Source organism: Hydrogenoanaerobacterium saccharovorans, from assembly GCF_016901815.1.
In the GTDB taxonomy this organism is placed as follows: Bacteria; Bacillota; Clostridia; order Oscillospirales; family Ruminococcaceae; genus Avimicrobium; species Avimicrobium caecorum.
Genome location: NZ_JACSNR010000036.1, coordinates 1 through 546, shown reverse-complemented (window position 1 = coordinate 546; position 546 = coordinate 1). Strand labels below are relative to the sequence as shown.

Sequence of the window (546 nt, the reverse complement as noted above, 5' to 3'; positions counted from 1 at the left end):
GCTCTTTTCGAGTCAATGGCTTTTTATCAAAAGCTACATGGCAGATGAAGTCAAAATCATCCACATCAGTCATATTCTGATCAGCTTTCATCAGCTCCAGATCAATGCCGCGTTCGTGGAGCATATCACGGATCTGTTCCTTCTTCTCCTGGGCTGACCACTGGTGGATAAAGTTATCCAATGAAGCATACTCACCCCGGATATTTTCCTTGGTGTAGTCCACAATGCTCTCCTGGCGCAGCAGTTTCCCGTTTGTGTCATACACCGACACAGTTTTATGGATAACCTGCACCTTACAACCATTTTTGTCCACAATTGGTTTGTGTCGTTGCTCCGGCGGTGCTCCCCGACCCTCTTTCCCATTGCCATCCGGCGAATCTTTGGAGGCAGGCAGTTTTCCGCCTGGAGTAAAGGCTTCATCTATCTCAATGGGACCGTCCCATTCCGGATCAGCGAACAGGCGGGTGACATTGCGGAAATCCATGACCACAAAGTGTGTCTTGCCCTCTTTTTCCCGCAGACGGGTGCCACGGCCGATGATCTGCT

The 546-nt window shown here is 50.0% G+C and carries 1 protein-coding gene; it reads right to left on the bottom strand.

What is annotated here, in order from left to right:
• On the bottom strand, positions 1-546 hold a 546-nt coding region (locus H9X81_RS11555; RefSeq protein ID WP_275951280.1), incomplete at both ends, for a type I restriction-modification enzyme R subunit C-terminal domain-containing protein.